We start from the raw sequence: 18,137 nt of genomic DNA on the forward strand, positions 1-18,137 counted from the left end.
GGCCGGCCGCTGCTGCCGGGCGCACCAGCCGAAGCGCTTCGCGCCGCGGCGGGCCCGCAGGGCCCGGCCGATCGCGGTCCGCCGAAGGCGCCGCATCCACCCCAGTCATCGCTTACGCGCCGCCTTCGTTGGAGATCTTGTGGTTGCAGGCCAAGGCCATTGATCGAGCGAGGCTGCGGTGCGCACAAAACTCGATCAGGTTTGCGACCCTTGTAGGGGACTCCCTCTAATCGAGACGATTGATGATGATTTGCTCAAGGTAGCGCGAAGCTCTCCCGAAGGGAGCTACCGCATGGCTGACTCGGTACAGCCCGTCGGGCCGCAGTGTCGCCGGCATCGCCCGGGAACTCGAAGGCGCGAATCCCCCAGTCGCCCCAATCGCTGCGAGCGTGCCAGCGCCGAACAGCAGAAACCCCCACCGAGGCAACCTCGCGTGGGGGTTAACGTGTCCGAGGGGGCATTTGACCACCCTGGAACCGCATTTGTGCGGGAGTTCGGTGTTCATGTGCCGATCCTAAGGGCGGTCCCTGACACAGTTGAGATGCCAGGTCGCGACGCGCTCCGTGTGCCGACAGTGTGTGGGTCGTCGATGCATATGGAAGAATGTGTCGCGTCAATGCCCCACCCTTCTATGGCGAACATCCTCACGCCGCGTTCCCCTTGGACTCGTTTGCTCAGGAGATGTGGTCATGCCGCGACGGTCGGTTTCGGTCAATCCGAGGTTCCCCTCGCGCCTCAAAGAGCTGCGTGAACAGCGGGGAGTTTCCTTGCGTCGACTCGGCCAACAGGTGCACTGCTCACACGGGTACCTGTGGGACCTGGAAGCCGGCAAGAAGCAGCCGAGCGTGTCGGTCGCGGTATTACTGGACGGCGCGCTTGCCGGCAATGGTGAATTGTCAGCCATGGTGCGTGAGATGTCAGCCGACACCAGCGGACAGGAAGATGTTCGCGACTTCCACGACGCCCCCAGTGGTCTCGGGCTAGAGTTTGCGCCGGATTGGCGACAGGGTATCGCCCTCGCCGTAGACCTTTGGCAGGAAGATGTGCAGCGGCGAAAGGTACTTCGGGCAGTCGGGTTCAGCGCCACGGCGTTCATGGCGCCTGCGATGCGGTGGCTTGTCTCGCCGATGGATGAACAGCCGTCCGGCGACGGTGATCGCCTGATCGGTGAGCCCGACGTCGAGACGGTCAAGCGGATCACGGCCACGTACCGCACTCTCGACAACCAGTTCGGCGGCGGCCATGTGCGGGAGAGCATCGTGCGGTTCCTCCAAGGAGAGGTGGCCGGGATGCTGCAGGGCAGATACGACGCGAACACGGGCCGGGCGTTGCTGTCGGCTGCGGCCGAGGCGACACAACTGGCCGGGTGGGCGTCGTATGACATCGGCATGAACGGCCTGGCTCAGCGTTACATGATCCAGGCGTTGCGGCTGGCATATGGTGCCGGTGACCGCGCCCTGGGTGCCGAGATCCTTGCAGCGATGAGCCACCAAGCCGCCTACCTGCGAGCTTCGACGCACGCCGTCGATCTCGCCCGTGCGGCGGGCCGAGTGGCCGCGGAGGCGGGGATCAACGCGATCGAGGCCGAGTCCGCGGTCCTGGAAGCGCAGGGCCACGCATCCGGTGGCGACGAGGCGGCCTGCGCCAAGGCCCTGGACCGGGCTGAGCGCACGTTCGACAAGGCCGATCGCACCAGCGCCCCGCAGTGGATCGGATACTTTGACGAGTCGTATCTGGCGGCCAAGTTCGGGCACTGCTTCGCCACCCTGGGCCGAGGTGACCTCGCCCAGCGTTTCGCCGAGCGATCCCTTGACATGGACGGCCGGCATTACGCGCGTGGCAAGCAGTTCAACCTGGCGCTGCTGGCGACCGCGCACGCGCAGGCAGGTGATCTCGAGCAGGCCAGCGCGGTGGGCATTCAGGCGGTCGACGCGGCCGAAGGGCTGGATTCGATGCGCGCTCGCGACTACCTCGGCGAGTTGTCGGACCGGCTGGCCAAGCACGCCGGCCTGCCCGCCGTGCGCGAGTTCACCGAACGGGCTCGCCCTGTGCTGACTGCCGCCTAGAGCTTGCCCTGCGCTCTCAGCAGAAGGACAGCGAGCAGGCCTGAGACGGAGCCAGCGCCGACGATCTCGCCCAGGCGCATCCGCCGCTCGACATCGTCGAGCGGTATCCACTCGACTCTTTCGGCCTCGTTGACGTCGGGTGCCGTCCCGATGTGGTCGGCCCCCCGCCCCAGGTAGACGAGGTTCGTCTGGTCGATGGTGCCCACCATGGGCTGGAAGGTCACCAGCGGTTCCAGCGACCGGGGTCGCCAGCCGGTCTCTTCTTCGACCTCACGTGCGGCGCACACGGCTGGATCCTCGTCGGGGTCGATGTAGCCGCCGGGCAGTTCCCACACCCACCGGTCGAGGATGAAGCGGTGGCGCCACATCATCAGCACCCGCTCGGCGTCGTCGACCACGATCACCATCGCCGCTGTCGGCACGCGGAGCACGTACTGCTCGAAGCGGACCCCGTTGGGCAGTTCAACGTCGGCGATGCTCAGCACTGCACGCCGGGTGTCGTCGAGCACCCGCTCGCCGTGGATCGTCCATTCGCTGGCTCGACGTCCTGCCGCCTCCATGAGACGACCCTAGCGGGTTCCGGCTCCCGCTCGACGCATCGGTGTCGGCCGACAGCGGCTGACGCTTGTCCGCTTATTGGTTACAAGCCGCAGCCGCCACGCTACTGACCGACGGGGCGTTCCCGTCGATCCCGCTACCGAGCCACCGCCACGCACCGCGGGGGCAAGGGCAGCGGGAGAAGGCCCCGGCCGGACGTGACACCGCTTCCGTCCGGCCGGGCGCATCGCGTTACGACGGGAGGTTCCAACGGTGGACGTCGCGCCGAACACAAGCGGGTCGGTCCGCACCCGCCTACCCCAGGCCGAACACCTGGCGCGGGTGCACTGCCCGATCTCGTGGCCCGAAGGTGATCGCTGCCTCAACTGCCACGAGATGTTCCCGTGCACGACCTACGGCTGGGCCTTCGACGTGCTCGTCGACGCCGGATGGAGCACCACTGACGTCCAAGCCCTCGACACCAGAACGGGACCATGGTCATGACCATCACCGCTGACAAGCCAGGTGCCGGCATCGAGCAGGACGCACGCTCGATCCTGCTGGTGCACACGCCTGATCAACACGGCCTGTGCATGGGGTGCTACGAGTTCGCCTGCGTGTTCGCCCGGTTCCCATGATCACAGGCTCGCTGGGCCCAGGCGGTACAGGACGGTGATCCCGCATGAGACCAATGCACGCCAACGTACTCGCGGTGCACAGCACGCCCAGGCAGCAGATCTACAGCAAGTTGTTGGCTCAGCCTGAGCGGATGTGGACCGTCCGCGAACTGACCGCAGCGCTGCCGGACGTGTCGGTGGCGGCCGTGACGGCCACGCTATACAAACTGCTGAACGAGCGACTAATGGACCCGGTACGCCGCACCAGCGGCCTGAACTTGCGACTCAACAGTGAGGGACACGCTGCGATCGCGCAGGTCACCCAAGGTGGAGCACCAGCCCTCGGGACGCCTCACCATGAGCCGGGTGCGAGTCACTGTGCCAGCTGCCGTCCTACTGGGTCGGGAAGTAGCCCACCGAGCCATGACTGAACAGCTTCGTTACGACGCCCGCGGGCCGGTGCCTGTCCTGCTAGGAGCTGAAGCCGCGCTCCCCAGCGCCACAGCACACGCGGCGCTGTTCGGTCACGCCGCCAGCCTCCCCGTCACTGCCCTGGGAACTGATCGGCGCGGGCGGAAAATTTCGCGCAGGAGGCTGCTCTGCGTTCAGGGAAGTTGGCTGGAGTATCTAAGTACCCGAAGAATTAGACGGGCGCTGTCTTGGTATTGGCGGGTTCGGGCGAGGCGTAAGGTCAAGAGGTCCCATAAAAGGTGCTCCAAGGTCTATGTTATCCAGCTTTAGCGCCTGGAACTCGTTAGCCAATTCCTTGGCTGAATGACCCTCTCGTACGAGCCGTTGCGCCAACGCGATCATTGTAGCGGTGGGGATGCCGTGTTCAGACGCCACCTTCCGCGCGTCGTTGTCGTGCGCGAGCAACGTGTGCTTGTGCCGCCTCGCATGAAGGATGCTCTGAGTCTCGCCGAGGTGGGCCAGCTGATGAGTAGAGGCTGCGCGCCCCGTGCGTATCTCCTTTTCTTTAGCTAGCTCCTCCAAGCGTTCTTTGATCACAACGAGTTCAGATTCGTCGGCATCGGAAAATGTGATAGCAGCTGGCAGCCACGCAGCAGCTTTACCCGTGTAGGCCTGCGCCGCGCGCGCCCTAGCGTCTTTGCCGCGGGCTTGGTGCAATAGCTCCTCGCGAACAGCCACCACCCAGTGCGCTTTGCCATAGCATCGCTGTTTGAAAACATCACGGAGCTTCTTCGAGCCACCTAGACATAACAGCGGGCCAGTGTCGGCGACGTAAACGACCTCAGGGCCAAGGGTTGAAGCATTCGGCGAGGCAATGCTTGTCGGATTCATTGCGGTTCCTTGTCGGCGTCGCGCGCTTCCAGCCCATCGGACTCGTCGCCGCTGATTTCGGAAGAAAGTACATCGTCAAACTCGTCGGCCTCGCTGTTGATGCGCCAACGATCAGTCAATACGACGAGTGCCAACAGGTCACGATCCGCGTCCTCTCCTGTGACAGCGCTCTTTTCAGACCACGCATCGTCGGCATATGGAGGCCATTCATCTGGCTGAAGGCGGACGCAGTTGGCGGCACTAAGCGGCGATGGGATTATTGTGTAGTCGGCGCGTACCCCCACTACCGGATCATCGACACTGATCTCCTCGAGTTTAGATCCATGTAGGTGCGACACAGCAGCAGCAATCGATCGAGTTCGACCCTCGCCGTAGGCGCTGCCTTCTTCGATCATTTCCTCGACCAGGTGACTTACGCCAGCCCGCCACCACCGATTGCCGAGGAAATTATCTAGTGGTCCACGGTACAGCACTTCATTTAGACGAGTCGCCATATCGCTCTCGGAACGGATCACCTGTTTGAGGGCATTTACGGTAAGCCCGAGCGCCACTGAAAGATGCATTTCATCGAGCAGGAATGTGGGAAAGGGAAGAACTTTATGTAGGAACCACCGTAACCAGGCGATACCTGCAGACCGTTCCGCAACGACATGCTGAGGCGGTCGGCATTGCTCCACTTGCCACCTGACATCGTCCGCCCACGGTGACGACGGGAGGGCGAGCCAGCCGAGACCGGGATCGTGACTGTCAGCAGTCCAGTCGGTTGGGAGTGTGCTGCTTGCACGTGCTAGGGCTGCAACCCGTGCAGCTACGGATGGTCCAGTTGGTGTTGACTGTTCGCCCTTACTAAAGACCCATTCGAGGTTATATTGCCGTGCTAGCAGATGCTCCCTTGCCCCCCGCGGCAGCCCAACTCCCAGCTTGTCGAGTTCGCCGGTACGCAATGCAAAGGCGACAGGCGCTCGCGTCGGACCACTCTTTCCTCCGCTATGTTCTACGTGGGATCGAAGCACTGCCGCAAGAGCGAGCCCGTCCGGCACGCGGAGCGTAAGAGGCAATTCGAGTTTTGCTCGCTGAGGCCAATTCTCGAGGTATTGGTCGAGAACGACGACCGTGGCTCTAGCTAGAAGCTCAGAGTCCAGATCGTCGGGGCCTATCGCCACCGCTTCGACACCCTGATCATGAATTAGCTCGGCAAAGCTGCTTTGGTCTTCATCGTCGACGATTACCACCATAGGCACGCGAGGCGCATCGTCAAAGTTATCGAAAGGAGTTTGGCTCACCGGCGCTCCTGGGGGTCTGGGAGATTGACTCGGATTGTGGTAGCGAAGCCGGAGGGGGGCGCAACAAATTGTATGGTGCCGCGGTAATCCTCTACTAAGGCCCGCGTGATGGGCAAGCCCAACCCGAGTCCCTGGCCAAGAACGTCATTTACTTCGACTGTTGTGCTCTCAAATGGCAGAAACCAACGCTCCGAATCTTCCAAATCGACCGCTACGCCAGTATTGTGCACGAGAATAGTGGCTCCTCGATTGCCTAGCAATTCTCCCGAGATGCGAACTTTACCTGGCGAACCCGCATTTTTCACTGCGTTAGTTAAGAGGTTTGTCAACATAACGCCGACTTCTGCAGGAAACATCGGAGGAGTCTTAAGATCTGGCGGAAGATCGTCTTCCACTACTACTTCCAAGCGTGCAACCTGGTCCGACAACAATCTGCGAACCACGTCGAGTCGGTCCGCTACCAAGATTCGAGATCGCCTGCGCCGAGGATCGGTTACAAGAACATCCGTTAAGTAACTACTCTGCCTTGCAAGAGTGTGCGTTAAGTCATCGAGAGCTCTAGCCACTTTACGGATTCTCATTTGCTGCTGACGATCAAGAGTCGGGTCAGCGAGAAGTGGGGCCAGCAACTCTTTGACAGTGCTGGATTGGCCCAGCATTCCGTTAATATCGTGCACAAAAGCGCCCAGCTGTAGGCCGACGCTGGCGAGTACCCGCAGATCCGGCTGCAGTTCGCGGAGTCTCGCAAGTTCGGATTCGACCGCGTTGAATCCGGTCACGATCGTTTCGATTGTTACCAGGTCCGGCGTCGCACTTGTGGCCCTTCGAAGGTTAACCACTGCTTGGTGGGTTTGCTCTATTACCACCCTGGTCTGTGTCTTCATAATCGTCGGTTGAAGCACATCCGAGGGTTTAGTGTGTTGCGTCGCGGCCGACTTCTCTGATTTCCCGTCAGCTGCGGCACCCGGCAGTTCACGCTGTGCCTCAGCGGCGACAGGACCAGTTGCGGAACGGCTGTCCTGACCGCTCTCGGAGGTGTCTACTTTATCCTCTGACTGCGTGGCCGTTTCGGCGGAGGTTTGGCGGTGCGCGGCAGCCTGACGCTCTGCCTGCATTGCCTCCTCTCGCATTCTTTCTCTCTCAGCCACGCGCAGAAATATCGACCGCCGGACCCTGACCGTCAGGCGAATACCCGTAACAACCAGGTCTGTTAGGGAATCGAAGACGGCGTCCGGAACGAACCCTTCTCGATTGACGAGGCTGCGTAGTCCGCCTGCTCCATCTTCGGTCAGGAATACGGCGCCCACATAGCCGGTATTTCCAGTGGCCGAAAGAGCTTCGCGCTTATCAATTTCAACTTGATCGCTAGTGGCGGCATCAACATCAATCGAGTAAAATCTTGCGCCACCACGGTAGTCGCGATCAATATTTAACCAGTCATCGCCATACTCTCCATAAGGGAGCACGCGGAAGCCTTCGAGATATACGCGAACTCCAGTATTTGAGCGAACGAAGCCGGTGAGAGGGCCACGACGAACACTAGCATTAGGCATTGTGAAGATTCGGGCCTGGAACTGAGGACGTCCGCTCAGTGGCACGTGCCTTTGGAAGCGGTAAGTCTGCGCATAGGGTTCCTTTGCCGCGTAGCGGGCCAACGGAGTCACCTGATAGTGAACGACTTCCGTAGTAGCGTCGATCTCTAAGAGCCAGTCAAATTCTTCGCTAGCCTGGTGCCAAAGATCATCGCCAACCTCTAGCTCACCGGTCAGCCGAACTTGGAACCCAGGGTCCTTGTTGCGCCGAGCATCACGAATTCGTGGCTGTGAAATTAGAAGAGGCGAGGCTGCAAGCGCAAGTGAGGACTGAGGATCGGCGAGAACCTGCGGCGGTTGTGCTGAACGAATCTCACGGACGAATGTCGAAAGCTGCATATCAGTCCAGCGAGATCGCGGCCGGCGTAGTTCCAGCGCGGTGCCATGAGGCACTCCAGCCAAAGGGGGGACAGCCGTTACGTCCAGCCCACGCTTCAGATCTTCAAGGTCGTCCTGAGCCTCAATAAGGTCCCAGTCTAAGACGGCCTTTACGCCCGTCGAGTCAGCTAAGACCTCGCCGGCCGTCGAGTTGGCGACAGTTCGCGGAACACTAGTAACGCTGAGCCAGGCTGCGAGCTTGTGTGCAGCGAGGCGGCCGATTCCCTTCTGGCCGGTATAGCGCCGCTGGTAGATCGGTGACCGCCTGTCGTCGGCTTCCTTCACCCGACTAGCAATTCGCAGGAAGGCGGTTTCGAAGCGGTCCTTAGACATGCCGTTGCCGTCATCGACGATTCGCAGAATTCCTTCAGGCGTCGACAAACCTACCGCATCAATAACGACCTGCGAAGCGTCGGCGTCGTAGGCGTTTTTGACCAGCTCCAGTAAGGCTGTACTGTCGCGGCCGACGAGAAGCTCGCCCAGCTCTCGCAGCAGATGGGTATCCACGCTAAACCCAGGCATAGCCGTTCACCTCCCGACGTATGCGAAGAAGCGCGCGACCAACACTGGTATGCGCGTACTGGGTGAGATTGTCGTTGGGGGCTCGTCAGTGGTCAAGTGGGGAACCCCGTCGGCGAGTTGCGTCTCGATCGATTTTCTGTGCCAGTTCATGTGGGCGGACATGCGGTGGCCAGACGTTGGTGGAGGCGAACCACCCACTCGGGGCAGCTCAGTCGGCTCGATATGTGCGAGGGCACCCTTCTGCCCCTGGCCTACACCGCTACCCTTAAGCTTTCAACCGATGCGACTGCCGATCAACGTAGGGAGTGCTGGCCAGCAACCGGTCAATCTACATCCCGGTGCCCGTCGCTGGTGACCGGCCGACTCAAGCTTGACCAAGCACCGTACCTGGTTGTGGCCTGAGCCGGGCCGCGCCCGTCACTGCATCTGCGCCGTCGTTGCATGAGATACGTCAGGAGGAAGTCGGTCGTGCCAGGGTCTGACCTCCGCGGAACGACCCCCAACGGCGTCGGGGTTTCTCCCCTTGATCGCAACCTTCGCACATGGCGGCCGTCCGTCAGCGCCGTCGCTCGATGGTGTCGCGCGGCAAACATGGAGCCAATACCCGAGAGTGAAGTCGCCGGCGCGAATGAGGCTGAGCGTCGTCAACTTGCCGCGCTGGGCGGGGTTGCGGCTGCGTTCGCACAAAGAGGCGCTGAAAGAATCAATCTCACGTCATTGCCGCAGGCGGTGCGTGACTGGCTGGCTAACGCTCCAGCTCCTTCGGATGAATTGATCGACGAGCTTCAGGCAGACCTTGCCGGAGACGAAGATCCGCTAGCCCTGCTTTACGAACGCATCGTTTCTGGCCCACGCCGCCGCAAGCTCGGCACGTTCTTCACGCCAAAACCTGTTCTCGATTACATGCGAAGTCTAGTCAGGACTCTCCCCAGACCGCCTCGATCGGTCGCAGATCCCGGTGCAGGTGTCGGTGCATTCACGGTCGCATCGCGCTCGTGGTGGCCTGACGCCGACGTTCACGCCGTGGACGTGAATCTTGTTACTTTAGGCTTGCTTGCGACACGTCCAGAATCAGCTTCTGCTGCTGGGTTGCAGAACGGCAGCGGACAGCTCTGCGTACGCCACGAGGACTTCATAGAATGGCTGGAGACAACGTGGCCGGGCCTTGCGGCGCCGCGTCTAATTCTAGGCAATCCACCATATGTTCGGCACCAAAAGATGTCGGCGAGTAGCAAGACCAAGTTGCAGGCTGCCTGCGGGATTCTCGCCCCAGGCGGCAGGGCCGGATTGTCGACCTACTTCCTCGCCGCCGCACTCGCTGTCATCGAGGATGATGACTCACTTTGCCTTCTTCTGCCGGCCAACTGGCTTGAAGCCGATTACGCACGTTCGGTGCGAAAGGATCTTTGGATGCGGACTCAACGTCGAGTTGATCTTCATCTCTTTCCGAACGAACTCAATGTCTTTCCAGGCGCGCAGGTACCGGCCATGGTCATTTTTGTCGGTCCCGAAACAACAACGCGTCGACCGCTACGGATCTTCCAGGTGGTTGGCGATATCGAGCACGGTTTCACTAGCTCCAGCGTATTTGAAGATCAGCGGCGAGGTGCAGCACCCCGCTCGTTTAGCCCTGAGCAGCTCCAAGCTGGGGCCGCGCCGGCAGGGTCCGCGTCTGTGAATAGTGTCCCTCTAAGCCAAATTGCAGTAGTCCGGCGGGGGGTCGCGACCGGTGCCAACTCATTCTTCCTACGGACGAAATCCGAGGTAGACGAACTGCCTCCACACGTCTGCGTGCCAGCCATCTCCCGACTGCGCCACCTCGAAGGCGATGTTCTCGATAAGAGTTCTCATCAGAAGCTCGGCATTGATGGTGCAAAGTGCTGGTTGCTGCAGCTCACGGACGAGGACGAGAAAGACGCAAGCGTGCGGGCGTTAATCAAGGCAGGGGAAGATGAGATGCTCCATGAGCGATTCCTTTGCAAGGTTCGTTCGCCCTGGTTCGCAGTCGAGAGAATTCCTGCTCCAGAAATCCTCGTTGGGCCAATGGGGAAGGAGGAGTTCCGCATAGTCGTCAACGAAATAGGCGCAATACCGACCAATACCCTTTACGGCTTGCGCTTCCGATATCGAGATGGCAGGGCTTTCCCCGAAGGAGCTCGAGTCCTCGCTGATTGGCTGAGATCGGCGGACGGACAAGAATCTTTGCGCGTGGCCGCTCGCAAGTTCCACGGCGACGGACTTGTCAAGATCGAACCCCGCGCCTTGGCGCAGGTAATGGTACCGGCGCAGATAGCCGCAGCCATCTCGCCGCCAGTGCCAACCTGTAACCACATCACGCGATGATCGAAAGGTGCTGCAGATTCGGCGTTCAGATAAATGCGCCCTGTAGTCAACTTCGGAGTGCGAACGCCACTAATGCAAAAGACTCCGCGGAGCACGTGCTACCGAATGAAGCACTAGCGCGCTAGCGATTCACCGCGCTAGTGCCAGCGCAATATGTGGCTAAGTTATTTCGTCACATAGCTGTGCGACTGGCACTCAGTCGGACATGGTCCGGCCATATCGGCCAGTCTCAGCACAGACGTTACCACCAGCGCGCCACCGAATCGAGGCAACCGACATTGAATCGTACATAAGCAATCGATGCCTGTCGCCCTAGGGTGTGCGACGAACTGCTGGCACTAAACCCCTACCCACACCCGGATGGTGACTGTCGACCACACGGAGTAGCAATTCGGAGATCGACTAGCTTAATGGAAACGCCTCGAAGTCGCCTTCTTTCCAAGGGCAGCTTCAAACCCAATAAATGGTTCGACCGCGTTCAAGCGCACTTGAACACGGTCGTACTCAAAAACCGCAGCGGTGCGGTTCTGTGGTGTCCGAGGGGGGACTTGAACCCCCACGCCCTATACGGGCACTAGCACCTCAAGCTAGCGCGTCTGCCATTCCGCCACCCGGACCGGTGGTGTCCGACCTTCCCCGAGCCACCTTCGGAGGCACATCTCCGCTGGTGTCCGGCGTCAGCCGCACGAGCCACAACGATACACGCTCCCCGTTGATCACGCACATCGGGTTACCGGTGTCGGTACCCTCCGAGCGTGAACGCCGCCGCATGGGTCGTCGCCGGCCCTCCAGGAGCAGGCAAGAGCACGGTGTCCCGACTGCTCCTGGCAGCCCTGGACCCGGTCCCGGCCCTGCTCGACAAAGATGTCCTCTACGGCGGCTTCGTCGCCGCCACCCTGGAGGCCGCCGGCCGTCCCCACGGCGAGCGCGAGGGCCCCTGGTACGACGAGCACGTCAAGATCCACGAGTACGGCGGTATGACGGCCACGGCCCGCCTGATCCGCTCCCACGGCTGCCCCGTGCTCCTGGACGCCCCGTTCACCGGCCAAATCCATGATCCAGACCGGTGGGCGGCGTGGGTGACCGAGCTCGGCGGCGACCCGGTGCACCTGGTCTGGATCCGCACGGATCCCACGACCCTGCACGCTCGCCTGCACGCCAGGGGGCTGCCCCGCGACGCCCAGAAACTGGCCGGCTTCGACGCCTTCACCGAGCAGATCCGAGCCGGGATCGAGCCCCCGGTCCCGCACCTGACCGTCGACAACCGCGCAGGCGCCGAACCGTTAGAGACCCAGCTCAAGACGCTCCTGCACCAGTGATCCAGCACACGCCCCACGGCCACACCCAACGCATGTCAGCACCCCGATGAGCGCCACCAGGCACCTGCAAGCACACCGCACAGGCGAGCGCAGAGGGGCGTGCCGGTCACCGAAGCGGGGTGAACACCACCGTGACGGTGACCGGGGCGGCGTGCAGTTCGTGCTCGGGCAGTACGGCGGGGCCGCAGGAGTTGCTGCCGATGCCGTGCTGGGCCAGGTCGACGTTCACCCACACGTGTTCACCGGGCACCAGATCGGTCAGGTGCCGGGCGGCGTCGAGCTGCTCGCTGGTCCACCGCCGGGCCGTGAGCTGGAACGGCGACCGGCCCTCGATCCGCAGCCCGGCACCGGTGGTGTCGGTCACGCTCGCCCACCGCACGTCGAGCCGGGACCCGTTTTCCTGCGGGTAGATGTACGGCGTCTGCATGGCGTCGACGGTGCTGGTGAAGCGGCCGACGCGGGCGGCGAGCCGGGTGTCGGCGTAGGCCTCGCCGGGTCCTCGCCCCCACCATTCGACCTGGTCGTACACGGCGGGCAGGCCGAGGCGGAGCCCGAGCCGGGGCAGCGGCACGGTCCAGACGCCGTCCGGGGTGATGTCGAGCTGCAACCGCAGCACGTCGCCGGCTTCGCTCCACCGGTAGGTGACCAGCAAGCCGGCGTCGGTCGCGGCCGGGGCGACCCGGGTGCGCACGAGCAAAGCGTCGCGGTCGGCGGTTACGCCGATCGTGCGCTCATGCACCCGGTGCAGGCCCGCGTGCCTCCACTGCGCCGCCAGGGCGTGGGCGTCGTTGTCGGTCGGCGCCCGCCACAGGTCGATTCGCGGCGCGACCAGCGCGATTCCACCGACCTCCACCAGCTGCCCATGCTCGTCGAAGCGAGCCGCTTGCGGCAAGCCGAACCCCGCCTCGGCTCCGTGGAGGCCGACCGGCGCGACATCGCTTTTGATCTCGACGGGTGCGATGCCGTCGAGCGCAAATTCTGTCGCTTTGACCCCGTTGGCCTGGGCGGAGGCCTCCACGGCTGGCCACTGGCCCCAGGCGACCTCATGCCCGGCACCGGCCCAGGCCGTGTCCTCGGCCAGCACAGCGCTCACCGTCCACCACGCCTCACCAACGGCCGCCGATTCAGTCCCTGCTCCCCCACCGGCACCCGGCACGCCGGCTGCGGGCAGTGCGACGGTCTCGGACTCGCCCGCCGCCAGTTGCGGGCACGGCAGCTCGCCGGTCGCGTGTTCGATGCCGTCGATCTCGTACGTCCAGCGCAGGGTCAGGCCGGACAGGTCGGCGAAGTCGTGCCGGTTGGCGATCGTGAACGTGCCGCGCCCGGCTTCGGTGATGCGGACCGGTTCGATGACCTTCTTGTATTCGAGCAGCCCCGGTGACGGTGTCCGGTCGGGGAAGACCAGGCCGTCGCAGATGAAGTTGCCGTCGTGGAGTTCTTCGCCGAAGTCGCCGCCGTAGGCGTGGAACTCGCGCCCGTCGGCGGTCCGTGACCGGATGCCGTGGTCGATCCATTCCCAGACGAACCCGCCGTGCAGCCGGTCGTGGCGTTCGAACAGCTGCTGGTATTCGTGCAGGCCGCCGGGGCCGTTGCCCATGGCGTGGGCGTACTCGCACTGGATGAACGGCATGGCGCGGCGGCGGGCGTCGAGCTCAGGGTCGTCGAGCGGCGGCTCCTCACCCCGGCCGATGAGTTCTACCTCGGCGTGGTCGGCGTACATGCGGCTGTACACGTCGGTGTGCCGGCATTCGCGGTCGCCTTCGTAGTGCAGGGGCCTGGTGTCATCCAGCGCCCGGATCGCGGCGGCCATGTGGCCGAGGTTGTCGCCGACGCCTGCCTCGTTGCCCAGCGACCACATGACGATCGACGGGTGGTTGCGGTCGCGGGCGACCATGCGCACGGCCCGGTCGACGAGCGCGTCGCGCCAGGCGGGGTCGGCGGTGGGGTTGCGCCGCCAGTCGTTCTCCCCGAACCCGTGGGTCTCCAGGTCGCACTCGTCGATCACCCACATGCCGAGTTCGTCGCACAGGTCGAGGAAGCGCGGGTGCGGCGGGTAGTGGCTGGCGCGTACCGCGTTGATGTTGTGCTGTTTCATCAGCCGCAGGTCGGCGCGCATCAGGTCTTCGCTGACGACGCGGCCGTGGTCGGGGTCGAACTCGTGCCGGTTGACGCCCCGGAACAGCACCGCACGCCCGTTCACCTTGAACAGCCCGTCCTCGATCACGACGGTGCGAAACCCGACGGCCACCACGGCCCGCTCAACACCATTGGCGACCTCGACCCGGTACAGGTGCGGTGTCTCGGCGGTCCACGGCGTCACCGGCAGCTCGACCGCGAACCCGGCGGGCGCCGCCGACAGGCCGAGCTCGGGGCAGGTCAGCACGGCGCCTTCGGTGGTGTCGACGCGCAGGGTGCCCAGGCCGGTGCGGTGGTCGTAACCGGCGTGCACGCGCACGTCGGTCAGCCCGCCGTCGGGCCGGGCGAGCATGGTGACGTCGCGGAAGATGCCGGGCAGCCACCACATGTCCTGGTCTTCGACGTAGGTGCCGGCCGACCACTGGTGCACGCGCACGGCCAGGACGTTTCCGGTCGGGCGCAGCAGGTGCCCGACGGCGAACTCGCTGGGCAGCCGGCTGCCGAAGGTGACGCCGAGTTCGGTGCCGTTGAGCCAGATCCGCCCGCACGAGTCGATGCCGTCGAAGCGCAGCAGCGCGTCGCCGCCGGGCCAGCCGTCGGGCAGGTCGAAGGTGAGCCGGTGGTCGCCGGTCGGGTTGTCGGTGGGCACGTACGGCGGGTCGACGGGGATCGGGTAGCGCACGTTGGTGTAGATGGGGTTGCCCCAGCTGCCGTCGCGGCGCTGCAGGGGCCAGTGCGACGGCACGGCGATCTCGTCCCAGTCGCTGTCGGAGAAGGCCGGGTCGGCGAAGTCGGCGGGCGTGTCGGCGGTGGGCGTCAGCCGGAACCGCCAGGTGCCGTTCAGGCTCAGGCGGGCGGCGTCGGTGGCCGGGTAGGCGCGGGGCGGCAGCGCCCCGTACCCCGTCGAGATCGTCTCCAGATATCGCACGCCGGACAGATTCCAACAGCATCCATCAGATGTCAACAAGAACCGCTGGCGCGACCTGCGCCACTGCCGGATTTGCCTTTCCCTGCACCTGCGGCTACGAGAGCGACCGGCTGGAGGTCACTGCATGTCGATCTATCGGAGATACTCGGCCAGTCCGGGCGCGGCATCCGCCGTCGTGCCACGCCGCCTCGAACGCGTCCCGGCCGCACGGTACCGCCGGCAGCGGACACTCACGAGACCGGCACCGGCTCGCAGGGGATCCGGCGCCTGCTCCCCGAGCCACGCCCGCCCGTCGATCATCAACGCGATAGGTTCCCTCCCTCCACGGCCCCGGTGGCGGGCGTCTGAGTAAGCAGGAGGTGTTGATGGACACGCGGCAGGCACAGGCTTCCTTCGAGGAGTTCGTGGCGGGGCGCTCGGCGGCACTGGCCAAGATCGCATACCTGCTCACCGGGCACCGCGAGGACGCCGAGGACCTGCTGCAGGCGGCGCTGTGCCGGGCCGCCGTCCGCTGGGCGAGGATCGACGACCCCGAGGCGTACGTGCGCCGCATCCTGTTCACCCAGTCCGTGTCCTGGTGGCGCGCCCTCAGACGCCGCCCACCCGAGACCCTCACCGACGAGCCGCCCACCCTCGCCGCCGCACCCACCGACCAGGACCTGCGCCTGGTCCTCGACGACGCCCTGCGCCGGCTCACCCCGAAACAGCGCGCCGTGCTGGTACTGCGCTTCTACGAGGACCTCAGCGAATCGCAGACCGCCGAGCAGCTCTCCTGCGCCGTCGGCACGGTCAAGAGCCAGACCCGCCACGCTCTGGCGCGACTGCGAGAACTCAACCCGCACCTGGCCACCCTGGTCGCGGACCAGCCCAGATCGGTGGTGAACCGGTGACGACCGAACTGGGCCGCATCATGCACGAGGTCGCCGACAACGCCGGGATGCGCATCCCGTCCGGGCTGTTCGCCCGCGCCCGCCGCGCCCGGCGACGCCGCCTGGCCGCACTCGCCGCCGTCACGACCCTGCTCATCGCCGGCGGCATCATCCTTCCCGTATGGCAGCCCAGCCCACCCGTACCCGCCGAGCCGGGAACCGACCAACTGCCCACCGTCCTGGAGTCACCACCGGCGGGCACCGCCGCGCTCGACGACGCCCCGATGCCCCGCGCGCTGGCCCTGTACGCGACCGCCGACCAGTTCCTGCCCGGCGAGAACTCCCCGCTGACCGTCGTCGGCAGCGGCGACCGGTATCGCGCGTACGACCGGCCCGAGTGGACCTTCGCCTCCAACTGGACGAAGACGATCCTGCTCTCCCCCGACGGCCGATACGTCCTCATGGCCCGCTGGGGATCCGGGAACGACACCCGCAGCCGCCTGCTCGACGTGGCCACCGGCGACGTGACCACCCTCGACGCCGGGGCGCCCCTGGCCTGGTCACCGGACGGCGCCGTGGCGGCGCTCGTCCACTACGACGGCGACGCGACCAGCGACGACACCGTCGGCGGGCAGATCACCGTCGTGGCCGTGCCCACCGGACGCGGCCTCTGGCAGGTCCCGCTCATCCCACTGCCGGGCGCGTCCCGGGAGCTGAGCGCCGCGCTGTCACCCGACGGGTCGATGCTCGCGGTCCAGCAACGAGACCAGGTCGCCGCGTACCACCGCGACGGGACCGTCGCCTGGCGCGCACAGGTGACGGGACAGCTGGCGGGCCGGGCCGCGTGGACCCCGGACGGGCGGCGGCTGCTGCTGTCCGACGAGGAGGGCAGGCTGCTGCCGCTGGACGCGGCATCGGGCGCGGCCATGCCCACGCTGCCCGGTGTCGAAGGCGTTCAGCGGGTGGGCCGCGAGCTGACACCGCTGGTCGAGGTGGTCGGCTGGCGCGGCGAGACGGCCCTGGCGGTCGTCGGCAACCAGCGGCTGTACGAGCTGAGCGAGCCGCCCCGTGTACTGCTGACCGCCCCCGACACCGTCTACGAGCTGGACGTAGCCACGGCCCGTATCGGCCCGGAGCCGCGTGTGCCCGGGGCTGCCGATCCCGGCCCACCACCACCTTTCCGGCTGCCGGGATGGGCGTTGATGCTGGTGGCGGTAGCGGTGATCGTCCTGCTGTCCCGGCGTAGGCCACGGCGCGCCGTCCGCGACTGGCTGCGTGGGACGTGACCGGCCCGGACTGAGCCGGGAGCGCGGACGCAAAGCCGCGTTGACGTGCCGTCCCAGCCGGCCATGTAAAGAATATTTGACTCGACGCGCCACCTCGGCGTACCTTCGATATGTCAAAGATTATTAACACGCGGGCCCGACGGCCCGCTCCTCACCATGCCCGAGCAGCGATGACGCGCACCCACCCGCCGTCACCACCCATCCCTGGAGGTGCCCCATGACAGACGTGAAACGCACCGCCCGCATCACCGGCCTGGCCTACCTCGGCCTCGCCGTCTCCGGCTTCATCGGCTTCCTGTTCATCCGCGACCAGCTCTACGTACCCGACGACGCCGCCAGCACCGCCGCGAACCTCATCGCCCACGAGGGCCTCGCCCGCATCGGCATCGTCGCCGACCTCGCCATGGTGCTCACCCAGGCCGCCACCGCGGTCTGGTTCTGGCGGCTGTTCCGGCCCACCTCGCCCGTCGCCGCCGGATCCATCGCCGCGTTCGGCCTCGTCAACTCCGTGATCGTCCTCGTCTCCGCGATGTGCACGACCGCCGCGCTCGACACCGCCCTGCGCGCGGACCCGGCATCGGCCGCCCAGGCCCTGCTGCTCTACGACCTCAGCGGTGCCGCGTTCGCTCTCGGCGGCCTGTTCTTCGGCCTGTGGCTGATGCCGATGGGATGGCTGGCCGTCCACTCCGGCTACATGCCCCGCCCGCTCGGCTGGATCCTCATCGCCGGCGGCGTCGGCTACATCCTGAGCGTCCTGGCCGCCGTGCTCGTCCCCGACCTTCCCGTCGCCGTCACCGTGCTCGTCGTGCCCGCGACCGTCGGCGAGTTCTGGATGGTCGGCCACCTGCTGGTCAGAGGCGTGTCGAACCGGGCCGCCGCGGTGACCCCGCAGGTCGCGACCGCCTGACCCGCAGGCGGGAGAAACGCAGCGGCGCCGCGCTGGGTCGCGGCGCCGCTGC

The 18,137-nt window shown here is 64.9% G+C and carries 12 protein-coding genes and 1 tRNA gene; 7 read left to right on the plus strand and 6 right to left on the minus strand.

Annotated elements, in window-relative coordinates; all coding sequences use genetic code 11:
• Positions 1 to 689 precede the first annotated feature (689 nt).
• Positions 690 to 2,066, plus strand: coding sequence for a helix-turn-helix transcriptional regulator (locus AB0B35_RS16925; protein WP_361046046.1), 1,377 nt, complete (start codon positions 690 to 692; stop codon positions 2,064 to 2,066).
• Here the strand turns inward: AB0B35_RS16925 and AB0B35_RS16930 are convergent.
• Positions 2,063 to 2,626 (minus strand): NUDIX hydrolase, encoded by a 564-nt coding sequence (locus AB0B35_RS16930; protein WP_361046049.1) that lies wholly within the window; start codon positions 2,624 to 2,626, stop codon positions 2,063 to 2,065. The genes AB0B35_RS16925 and AB0B35_RS16930 overlap by 4 nt on opposite strands.
• 477 nt (positions 2,627 to 3,103) lie before the next feature.
• Between AB0B35_RS16930 and AB0B35_RS16935 the strand changes: the two genes are divergently transcribed.
• On the plus strand, positions 3,104 to 3,241 hold the full coding sequence (locus AB0B35_RS16935) for a hypothetical protein (RefSeq protein WP_361046051.1): 138 nt from the start codon (positions 3,104 to 3,106) through the stop codon (positions 3,239 to 3,241).
• Positions 3,242 to 3,847: 606 nt separating this feature from the next.
• Here AB0B35_RS16935 and AB0B35_RS16940 read toward each other — a convergent pair.
• Genes AB0B35_RS16940 through AB0B35_RS16950 form a run of 3 tightly spaced genes read right to left on the minus strand, consistent with a single transcriptional unit; the run spans position 3,848 to position 8,297 of the window.
• Positions 3,848 to 4,522: a hypothetical protein gene (locus AB0B35_RS16940; protein ID WP_361046054.1), complete on the minus strand. Its 675-nt coding sequence runs from the start codon at positions 4,520 to 4,522 to the stop codon at positions 3,848 to 3,850.
• A complete protein-coding gene (locus tag AB0B35_RS16945; RefSeq protein ID WP_361046057.1) occupies positions 4,519 to 5,805 on the minus strand; it encodes a hypothetical protein in 1,287 nt (428 codons plus the stop codon). The genes AB0B35_RS16940 and AB0B35_RS16945 overlap by 4 nt, the downstream gene beginning before the upstream one ends.
• Complete coding sequence (locus AB0B35_RS16950) at positions 5,802 to 8,297, minus strand: ATP-binding protein (protein ID WP_361046059.1); 2,496 nt, start codon at positions 8,295 to 8,297, stop codon at positions 5,802 to 5,804. The genes AB0B35_RS16945 and AB0B35_RS16950 overlap by 4 nt, the downstream gene beginning before the upstream one ends.
• A 717-nt stretch (positions 8,298 to 9,014) precedes the next feature.
• Between AB0B35_RS16950 and AB0B35_RS16955 the strand changes: the two genes are divergently transcribed.
• A complete protein-coding gene (locus AB0B35_RS16955; protein ID WP_361046061.1) occupies positions 9,015 to 10,640 on the plus strand; it encodes an Eco57I restriction-modification methylase domain-containing protein in 1,626 nt (541 codons plus the stop codon).
• Between the two features lie 530 nt (positions 10,641 to 11,170).
• Here the strand turns inward: AB0B35_RS16955 and AB0B35_RS16960 are convergent.
• Positions 11,171 to 11,257: transfer RNA gene (locus tag AB0B35_RS16960), tRNA-Leu, on the minus strand.
• Between the two features lie 138 nt (positions 11,258 to 11,395).
• Here AB0B35_RS16960 and AB0B35_RS16965 point away from each other — a divergent pair.
• Entirely contained in the window at positions 11,396 to 11,959 is a 564-nt protein-coding gene (locus AB0B35_RS16965) for an ATP-binding protein (protein WP_361046063.1), read from the plus strand.
• A gap of 106 nt (positions 11,960 to 12,065) precedes the next feature.
• Here AB0B35_RS16965 and AB0B35_RS16970 read toward each other — a convergent pair whose 3' ends face one another.
• Positions 12,066 to 15,023, minus strand: coding sequence for a glycoside hydrolase family 2 TIM barrel-domain containing protein (locus AB0B35_RS16970; RefSeq protein ID WP_361046066.1), 2,958 nt, complete (start codon positions 15,021 to 15,023; stop codon positions 12,066 to 12,068).
• A 365-nt stretch (positions 15,024 to 15,388) separates the two neighbouring features.
• On the opposite strand from AB0B35_RS16970, the gene AB0B35_RS16975 reads away from it, so the two are divergent.
• The 3 genes from AB0B35_RS16975 to AB0B35_RS16985 all read left to right on the plus strand — a co-directional run bounded on the left by AB0B35_RS16975 (position 15,389) and on the right by AB0B35_RS16985 (position 18,085).
• Complete coding sequence (locus AB0B35_RS16975; RefSeq protein WP_361046069.1) at positions 15,389 to 15,913, plus strand: SigE family RNA polymerase sigma factor; 525 nt, start codon at positions 15,389 to 15,391, stop codon at positions 15,911 to 15,913.
• Positions 15,910 to 17,178: a hypothetical protein gene (locus tag AB0B35_RS16980; protein WP_361046071.1), complete on the plus strand. Its 1,269-nt coding sequence runs from the start codon at positions 15,910 to 15,912 to the stop codon at positions 17,176 to 17,178. Before AB0B35_RS16975 ends, AB0B35_RS16980 begins: the two co-directional genes overlap by 4 nt.
• Positions 17,179 to 17,395: 217 nt before the next feature.
• A complete protein-coding gene (locus AB0B35_RS16985) occupies positions 17,396 to 18,085 on the plus strand; it encodes a DUF4386 domain-containing protein (protein ID WP_361046073.1) in 690 nt (229 codons plus the stop codon).
• Positions 18,086 to 18,137: the final 52 nt, after the last annotated feature.

The sequence above is a fragment of the Catellatospora sp. NPDC049133 genome, assembly GCF_040648455.1.
GTDB lineage: Bacteria > Actinomycetota > Actinomycetes > Mycobacteriales > Micromonosporaceae > Catellatospora > Catellatospora aurea.

Bases quoted from the DNA above. Each gene is read 5' to 3' on its own strand.
- AB0B35_RS16925 (WP_361046046.1), top strand. From the start codon at position 690: ATGCCGCGACGGTCGGTTTCGGTCAATCCGAGGTTCCCCTCGCGCCTC.
- AB0B35_RS16930 (WP_361046049.1), bottom strand. From the start codon at position 2,626: ATGGAGGCGGCAGGACGTCGAGCCAGCGAATGGACGATCCACGGCGAG.
- AB0B35_RS16935 (WP_361046051.1), top strand. From the start codon at position 3,104: ATGACCATCACCGCTGACAAGCCAGGTGCCGGCATCGAGCAGGACGCA.
- AB0B35_RS16940 (WP_361046054.1), bottom strand. From the start codon at position 4,522: ATGAATCCGACAAGCATTGCCTCGCCGAATGCTTCAACCCTTGGCCCT.
- AB0B35_RS16950 (WP_361046059.1), bottom strand. From the start codon at position 8,297: ATGCCTGGGTTTAGCGTGGATACCCATCTGCTGCGAGAGCTGGGCGAG.
- AB0B35_RS16975 (WP_361046069.1), top strand. From the start codon at position 15,389: ATGGACACGCGGCAGGCACAGGCTTCCTTCGAGGAGTTCGTGGCGGGG.
- AB0B35_RS16985 (WP_361046073.1), top strand. From the start codon at position 17,396: ATGACAGACGTGAAACGCACCGCCCGCATCACCGGCCTGGCCTACCTC.